The 6,456-nt window shown below is 74.9% G+C and carries 7 protein-coding genes and 2 pseudogenes; 6 read left to right on the top strand and 3 right to left on the bottom strand.

Annotation, left to right across the window (positions count from 1 at the left end; all coding sequences use genetic code 11):
• Positions 1 to 202: pseudogene (locus ACRYM2_RS22575) on the top strand (hypothetical protein); the annotation flags it as partial.
• Between the two features lie 29 nt (positions 203 to 231).
• Here the strand turns inward: ACRYM2_RS22575 and ACRYM2_RS22570 are convergent.
• The gene (locus tag ACRYM2_RS22570; protein WP_432524908.1) at positions 232 to 477 is read right to left on the bottom strand and encodes a hypothetical protein; all 246 of its coding nucleotides are present in this window, start codon (positions 475 to 477) and stop codon (positions 232 to 234) included.
• Between the two features lie 325 nt (positions 478 to 802).
• Here ACRYM2_RS22570 and ACRYM2_RS22565 point away from each other — a divergent pair, with 325 nt between their 5' ends.
• Complete coding sequence (locus tag ACRYM2_RS22565) at positions 803 to 1,318, top strand: GAF domain-containing protein (protein WP_432524907.1); 516 nt, start codon at positions 803 to 805, stop codon at positions 1,316 to 1,318.
• Positions 1,319 to 2,099: 781 nt separating this feature from the next.
• Here the strand turns inward: ACRYM2_RS22565 and ACRYM2_RS22560 are convergent.
• Positions 2,100 to 2,993 carry a hypothetical protein gene (locus ACRYM2_RS22560; RefSeq protein ID WP_432524905.1) on the bottom strand — a complete coding sequence of 298 codons (894 nt, stop codon included), beginning with the start codon at positions 2,991 to 2,993 and terminating at the stop codon, positions 2,100 to 2,102.
• 92 nt (positions 2,994 to 3,085) lie between these two features.
• Here ACRYM2_RS22560 and ACRYM2_RS22555 point away from each other — a divergent pair, with 92 nt between their 5' ends.
• Positions 3,086 to 4,054: a helix-turn-helix domain-containing protein gene (locus ACRYM2_RS22555; protein WP_432524903.1), complete on the top strand. Its 969-nt coding sequence runs from the start codon at positions 3,086 to 3,088 to the stop codon at positions 4,052 to 4,054.
• A 570-nt stretch (positions 4,055 to 4,624) separates the two neighbouring features.
• Here ACRYM2_RS22555 and ACRYM2_RS22550 read toward each other — a convergent pair.
• Positions 4,625 to 5,251, bottom strand: a complete 627-nt coding sequence (locus ACRYM2_RS22550; protein ID WP_432524902.1) for an ABATE domain-containing protein — start codon at positions 5,249 to 5,251, stop codon at positions 4,625 to 4,627.
• Between the two features lie 109 nt (positions 5,252 to 5,360).
• On the opposite strand from ACRYM2_RS22550, the gene ACRYM2_RS22545 reads away from it, so the two are divergent.
• The 3 genes and pseudogenes from ACRYM2_RS22545 (at position 5,361) to ACRYM2_RS22535 (ending at position 6,423) form a co-directional block, all read left to right on the top strand.
• Positions 5,361 to 5,897, top strand: a complete 537-nt coding sequence (locus ACRYM2_RS22545) for a carboxymuconolactone decarboxylase family protein (RefSeq protein WP_432524901.1) — start codon at positions 5,361 to 5,363, stop codon at positions 5,895 to 5,897.
• Positions 5,894 to 6,085: pseudogene (locus ACRYM2_RS22540) on the top strand (DUF1348 family protein); the annotation flags it as partial. The gene ACRYM2_RS22545 and the pseudogene ACRYM2_RS22540, both read left to right, overlap by 4 nt.
• Before the next feature lie 20 nt (positions 6,086 to 6,105).
• Positions 6,106 to 6,423 (top strand): hypothetical protein, encoded by a 318-nt coding sequence (locus ACRYM2_RS22535; RefSeq protein ID WP_432524910.1) that lies wholly within the window; start codon positions 6,106 to 6,108, stop codon positions 6,421 to 6,423.
• The last annotated feature ends 33 nt before the right edge of the window (positions 6,424 to 6,456 follow it).

Raw genomic sequence — 6,456 nt, 5'->3', positions numbered from 1 at the left:
GGCCCTGCGCCAGGTGATGGGTGAGCTGGCCGGGCAGGGCCTGGAGCAGTTGTGCGACGGTGTGCTGGCGCGCCTGCTGCCCGAGCGCGCCGAGGACGATGTGGCCCTGGTCGCGGTGCGCCTGCACCCCCAGGACCGCCCCCGTCCCGACGACGCGGGCCCGGCCTGGGTGCCCTCCACCCCACCAGCGGCACCGCGCTGAGCTCCGCCCGTCCCGGTGACCACGACCTCTCAGGCGGGGCCGAACAGCGCGTGCACGCGCAGGCGGACGAGGCAGCTGCGGGCGGCCATCCGCATCGGCTGGTCCGCGCAGTGCTGCACCAGCCACTGCCCCACGCGGTGCAGCTCGTGCGGCTGCAGGTCCATGCCCAGGCAGTTCGTGGCCAGGGCGGCCTGGTGCCACACCTGCAGCGCCTGCTCGGGGTCGGAGACGTCGGCCAGACGGCGCAGCCACTCCACGGCCGTGGGCGCGTCCACGGCACGCGGCGCCCGGTGCGCGGTGCGCCGGTGCGCCGGTGCGCCGGGTCCTCCCGCTCGTCCTGCATCCATGTTCAACTACATCGGCGTCGCAGCGCACCACGTGCACGGGGCCGAGCGGGTGGCGCAGACGGGTGCACCGCGATCGCCCGGCCGGCGCCCACCGCTCGCGCGGCGCCCGGCTCCTGCACGGCTCGCCCACCGGGGTGGTGCGAGCGGGTGGTGCGCCGTCGCCGGCGTCAAGGACCCCCCTGGAGCCGGCCGATGTGCAGGCAGTGCGGGTCCTCGAACAGCGTGGGCCCACGACGGGGACGAGGAGCGGGCGATGGACGAGGCCGGTGTGCTGACCGACCGCGCGCGGCTGGAGGCGGTCGCCGCCTGGGACGGGGAGCAACCCGAGCTGAAGCGCCGCCTGGACGAGGTGGCCGCCCGCACCGCCGCGCGGCTGGGGTTCCCCATCAGCGTGGTCAGCCTCGTGCTGGACTCCTCGGTGCTCTTCGCCGGCAGCCACGGCCTGGTCGGCTGGCTCGCCGAGGTCGGTGCGGTCCCCACCGAGTGGGCCTTCTGCACCACCACCGTCGTGCAGGACGCCCCCTACGTCGTCGCCGACGCCAGGACCGACCCGCGCCAGCAGGACAACCCCGTGGTGACCGAGGACGGCGCGCGCTCCTACGCGGGTGTGCCGTTGCGCACCCGCGACGGTCGGGTCGTGGGCACCCACTGCGTCCTGGACGTCGAGCCGCACGAGTTCACCGCCGAGGAGATCGCGGAGCTGGAGCGCGCCGGCGCGGAGCTGGTGGCCATCTTCGAGGAGCACCGCACCGGCGCCGCTGCCGGCTGACGCCCGCGGCCCCGGTGGCCCCACTGCTGGTGCGCCCGGCGACGACCGCGTCGGAGGAGGCCCGGCGGACCACGAGGCCGACCTCGTCGGTGACGTGGAGGGTCCGGCTCTCGGGGTGGTGGTGCCAGGCCGTGCGGGCGCCGGGGGCGAACCGTGCACGGGCGCACCCCACCGCGGACTGCTCATCGGGGTTGCGGATGCCGTCGACGAAGACGGTTCCGGTGAACCGGTCTGCGGGGCCGGTGGCTGTGGTCTCGGTGGTGCTCTGGGGTGCTTCCGCTGATCTGCTGGAGGTCCTCTGACGGTGTGCTGCTCCGGTTGGGCCCGACCGCGGCGTCGCCTGGTGCGCTTCCACGGCGCCGACGATGAACTCCTCGAGCTGGTGACCGAAGAACTCCGAGACCTGCGGAAGCGGGCAGCTCGCTCGGCGTGGCGGGTGGCGAAGGCGCGGAACTGCGCGAGGCGGTTGATGCACCGCTCGACGACGTTGCGCTGGCGGTGGATGTCCGCATCGAACGTCGGCGGTCCGCCGCCGGCTGAGCCCTCGGCCTCGCGGCGGGCGACCTGGTCGCTCTCCTCGGGAGTGGTGGCCTCGATGCGTCTGCGCCGCAGTGCCTGGTGGGTCAGCGCGCGGGCGCAGGCCTGGGGTACCTCCCGCTCGGGCAGGAGCGGTCGGCACGCGCACCAGGGTCGTCGTGAGCCTGCTGGAGACGATCGGGAGGAACCTCGACCGAACTGCGGATTCCCGCCGCACGGTCCACGGGAATCCGCAGGCCAGTCGTCAGGACCCCCGCTCGGGTGGGGCCGGGATCAGCTCGGTGCGCAGTTCGTGGCTCCCGTCGGGCAGCGGCGCCTCGTAGTAGAGGCGCCACCCGCCTCCCGGCAGCGCGAGCACGTCGAGGTAGCGCACGTCCGCCACCGCGTCCTCGCCGGTTCCCACGAGCTGGGGACCGGCGTGGGGCGGGCCGGTCAAACCGGTGCGCTCGCACCAGTCCTCCGCCGCGCTCGCGCGCCCGTCGTAGGCGGCCCGCCCGTCGGGCAGGAAGGTGGTGAGCCGAGTGCCGCGCGCATCCCACGTGCCGGCCCGGGGCGCGAGCACCGTGCCGTGCCAGGTCCAGGTCAGGCCGTCGTCACTGGTGGCGTACGCCGTCGACATGCGGTCCTCGGCGTGCGGGTCGTCGAGCGGGTGGCAGCACACCCAGGCGTGCCAGTGCCGGCCGTCGAAGCGCACGACCGGGTCCTTGACCGTGGTGCGCTCGTCAGCCGGGAAGACCTCCAGCAGCGGCGCGTCGAGGAGCGCGGCGAGGTCGTCGGCCTGCAGGAGGCCGACGGACCAGCGCCCCGTCGCGGGGTCGCTGCCGCAGACGTAGAGCCGCCACCCACCGGAGGGGTCGCGCAGCAGCGCCGGCCGCTCGACCATCGCGAAGCCGCAGCGCTCCTTGTCGAGCTGGGCGAAGACCTCGACGTGCTCACCGTCGTGGGAGCGGGCGAGCAGCAGGCGGTCCTCGCCGAAGGAAAGGCGCTCGCGGTAGGCGAGCACCACGCTGCCGTCCTGGTCCAGGGCGGCACTGGGGGCACCCGCCCAGCGCTGGGGTCCGGATCCCGGTGCCGGTACGGCCACGACCGCCGGCGCGCTGCCGGGCAGGGGGACGGGGAGGGACGTCTGCAGGATCACCGCAGCAGCGTCGCGGCCGCCGGGCAGCCCCACCACCGGCAGGACTGCCCGGGTACGGGCAGTTCCGGCCTCGCCCTGCCAGGATGGCGGCCGTGATCGCTGATGTCGTGGCCCTCGTCGGCACGCGGGTCGCGCCCTTCGAGCTGGGCATCGTGTGCCAGGTGTTCGGGCTGGACCGTTCCGAGGAGGGCCTCCCCACCTACGACTTCAGCGTCTGCGCCGTCACGCGGGGCGAGGTCCCGACCACCTCCGGCTTCCCGGTGGTGGTGCCGCACGGCCTGGACCGCCTCCTCACGGCCGACCTCGTGGCCGTGCCCGCCTGGCCGGACCTCGACGCGCCGGTCGACCCCCGCCTCCTCGACGCCCTGCGGGCCGCCGTCGAGCGCGGCGCCCGCGTCCTCACCGTCTGCAGCGGCACCTTCGCCCTCGCCGCGACGGGGATGCTGGACGGGCGCCGCGCCACCACCCACTGGCAGGTCGCCGACCTGCTCGCCCGCGCACACCCGCAGGTGCACGTCGAGCGCGACCTGCTGCACGTCGAGGACGGTCCCTTCCTCACCAGCGCCGGCGCGGCCGCCGGCATCGACGCCTGCCTGCACGTCGTGCGCCAGGAGCACGGCGCGGCGGTGGCCAACGCGCTGGCGCGCCGGATGGTCGTGCCCGCGCAGCGCTCCGGCGGGCAGGCGCAGTACGTCGAAGCACCTCTGCCGCCGGCACGAGCCCCGCAGGGCGCCGAGGCGCTCTCCCACGTGATCGACTGGGCGCGCGCCCACCTGCACGAGCCGCTGGACGTGGCGGCGCTGGCCGCACGGGCGCACGTCGCGCCCCGCACCTTCGCCCGCCGGTTCCGCCAGGCGACGGGCACCACGCCTCACCGCTGGCTGCTGCAGGAGAGGCTGCTGCTGGCCGAGCAGCTGCTCGAGACGACGGAGCTCACGGTCGAGGCCGTCGCCCGGCGCAGCGGGCTGGGCAGCCCCGACAACCTGCGGCACCACTTCGCCGCCCGGCGCGGCGTCCCGCCCCTCGCGCACCGACGGTCGTTCCGGCAGCAGCACTCGTGACCTGTCGCCGCGATCCGACGATGAGCGGCGGCCGGAGCCGGGTGGACCGGACCCGAGACCGGCAACGGGTCACACGGTGGTGAAGCCCTCGCGCCACGACGGGTGGATCGGCGCGAGAGCCCGATGGCGGGCCTGACGTCGGGCACCGGACGCCCGAGCGCCTGGCCGGCGCAGCCCCTCCAGCTCCTCCGGTGAGCGGGTGGTCGCGGTGACGAGGTGGTCCTCGGCACCAGCAGCGGGACGAGGCAGCGCCCGAGGACGCCGGAGCCTCCGGCGAGGACCACGTGCATGACGGCTCGTCGGGCCTTCCCGTGCGCTCGAGCGGTCAGAAGGCGGTGATGCGTGATGCAGCGAGGAGCGGGGGCCGGTGCGAGGTCGGCGGCGAGCAGGCCGAGCGCGTCGTCGTCCAGGTCGTGGACGGCCGGGAGCAGGTGTCAGCTGCGCACGCCGCCGCCCGGTCCTGCGTCTACGACGGAGAAGCCGCCGCCGGTGCGGGTCAGCCGGCCGCAGCGCGTCAGCTGCTGCGCGGTGGGGTGGGCGTGCCGACCGCACCGGCAGGGCTGCGAGGGGTCAGGACGGGTCGGCGGCTGCGTCTGCGATGGGGTGGTGTCGGCGGTAGTGCCGAGCCGCGCGGGCGCGGTTGCCGCAGGCGGTGGAGCACCACCCGCGGCGGGGGTGGTCCTTGACGAAGTAGAGGACGCACCCGGGGGCGTGACAGGCGTTGAGAACCGTGCCGGGCGCGGTGAGCAGTGCGATCGACTCGGCGGCCACAGCGGCCAGGGCGGCGGTCGAGTCCGTGGTGGGCACGGTGGGGCGCAGGTGCAGCTCCTCGCCGACCACGTGCAGGGCGTCGCGGGGAGGGCCGGCAGCTGCCGTCTCGTTGATGACGCGCACGGCCACGTCGAGGTCCTGGGTCGCCGAGCGCGCAGCGGGTCGCGCGTCCCGGGTGCGCAGGGCGGCCAGTCGCCGCAGGGCGTCCCGCAAGGCCAGTGCCGCCCGGAGGTCGGTCGTGCCCACGGAGGGCTCGTCGAGCGCCAGACCCGTCGCCTGCAGCCACCGCGCCAGGTCGGCAGAGGTGGTGAGCGAGTCGTGCACGCCGTCGCGGTCGGCCCAGATGGTGTTCATCAGACGGACCGGCCGTGGCTCGGAGGGCAGGACGAGCACCGCCTCCGCCTCCGCGTGGTCCCCTCCAGCCATGACCTAACGGTAACACCACCTTGTCTCCGTGAGAGATCGCTGGTAGAAGTCTCACGGCAACAGCATGCCATTGCCGTTAGAACACATCGTCTCCCGTGAGGAGCTCCCCGTGAGCAACCTGCCCCTGGTCGACCCCGCCACCGCGACCGGCAAGGCCGCCGACCTGCTCGCCGCCGTCCAGCGCGGCCTCGGCGTCACCCCGAACATGACCAAGGCGATGGCCAACTCCCCCGCCCTCCTGGACGGCTACCTCGCCCTGTCCGGCGCCCTGGCCAAGGGCAAGCTCAAGGCCGCCACCCGGGAGCGCCTAGCGCTGGCCGTGGCCCAGGACAACGCCTGCGACTACTGCCTCTCGGCGCACACCTACATCGCCGAGCACGCCGCCGGGCTCTCCGCCGACGACATCACCGCCGCCCGCGAGGGCGACAACGACGACCCCAGGACCGCCGCGCTGCTCACCTTCGCCACTGCCGTCAACACCACCCGCGGCGACGTCAGCGCCGCGGACCTGGACGCCGTGCGCGCAGCGGGGGCCGGCGACGAGGAGATCGCCGAGGTCATCGGCCACGTCGCCCTCAACGTGCTCACCAACTACTTCAACAAGGCCGCCGGCGTCGACATCGACTTCCCCGTGGTCACCGCATGACCGGGACCACGAGCGCAGCCGCACCGGCGGCCGCGCTCCCGCGCCCGCCGCTGCCCCCCTTCGACGAAGCCGGGGCACGAGCGAAGGTCCAGGCCGCCGAGGACGCCTGGAACAGCCGCGACCCCGAACGCGTCGCCGCCGCCTACGCACCCGACTCGCAGTGGCGCCACCGCGACGAGTTCCTCACGGCGCCGACGGTGTCCCACGGGTGGACGGCCACCCGTGGGACACCCCGGCCGCCGCAGCGCTCGTTCGCGAGCGGGCCGGGGAGTCCGCGAGTCTCCACGCCTACGCCGGTCCCGAGCGCTTCGACATCGGCAACCTCCTCGTCGCCACCGACGGCGCCGTCGACCGCTTCGGGCACGACGTGCGCCGCCTGCGCCCCAACCTCCTGATCGGCGGCGGGCAGGTCTGGACCGCTCGAGGTGGCACCGGGGCGGCCGCCCGCTCCGGTGGCACCGTGCCTTCGCTGTACGCGCGGGCACGGTGCGCTGCTTCAGGTCGGCGTCGGGCGCTGTCACCGTAGGGGTGGGATCGTTCGGTGCCCACCGAACGATCC

The sequence above is a fragment of the Kineococcus aridisoli genome (assembly GCF_050871885.1).
Classification (GTDB): Bacteria; Actinomycetota; Actinomycetes; order Actinomycetales; family Kineococcaceae; genus Kineococcus.
The sequence above is the reverse complement of the archived record's forward strand: the minus strand, read 5'-3'. Positions and strand labels throughout refer to the sequence as shown.

Coding starts and splice junctions, on each gene's coding strand:
- ACRYM2_RS22565 (WP_432524907.1), top strand. CDS start 803: ATGGACGAGGCCGGTGTGCTGACCGACCGCGCGCGGCTGGAGGCGGTC.
- ACRYM2_RS22550 (WP_432524902.1), bottom strand. CDS start 5,251: ATGGCTGGAGGGGACCACGCGGAGGCGGAGGCGGTGCTCGTCCTGCCC.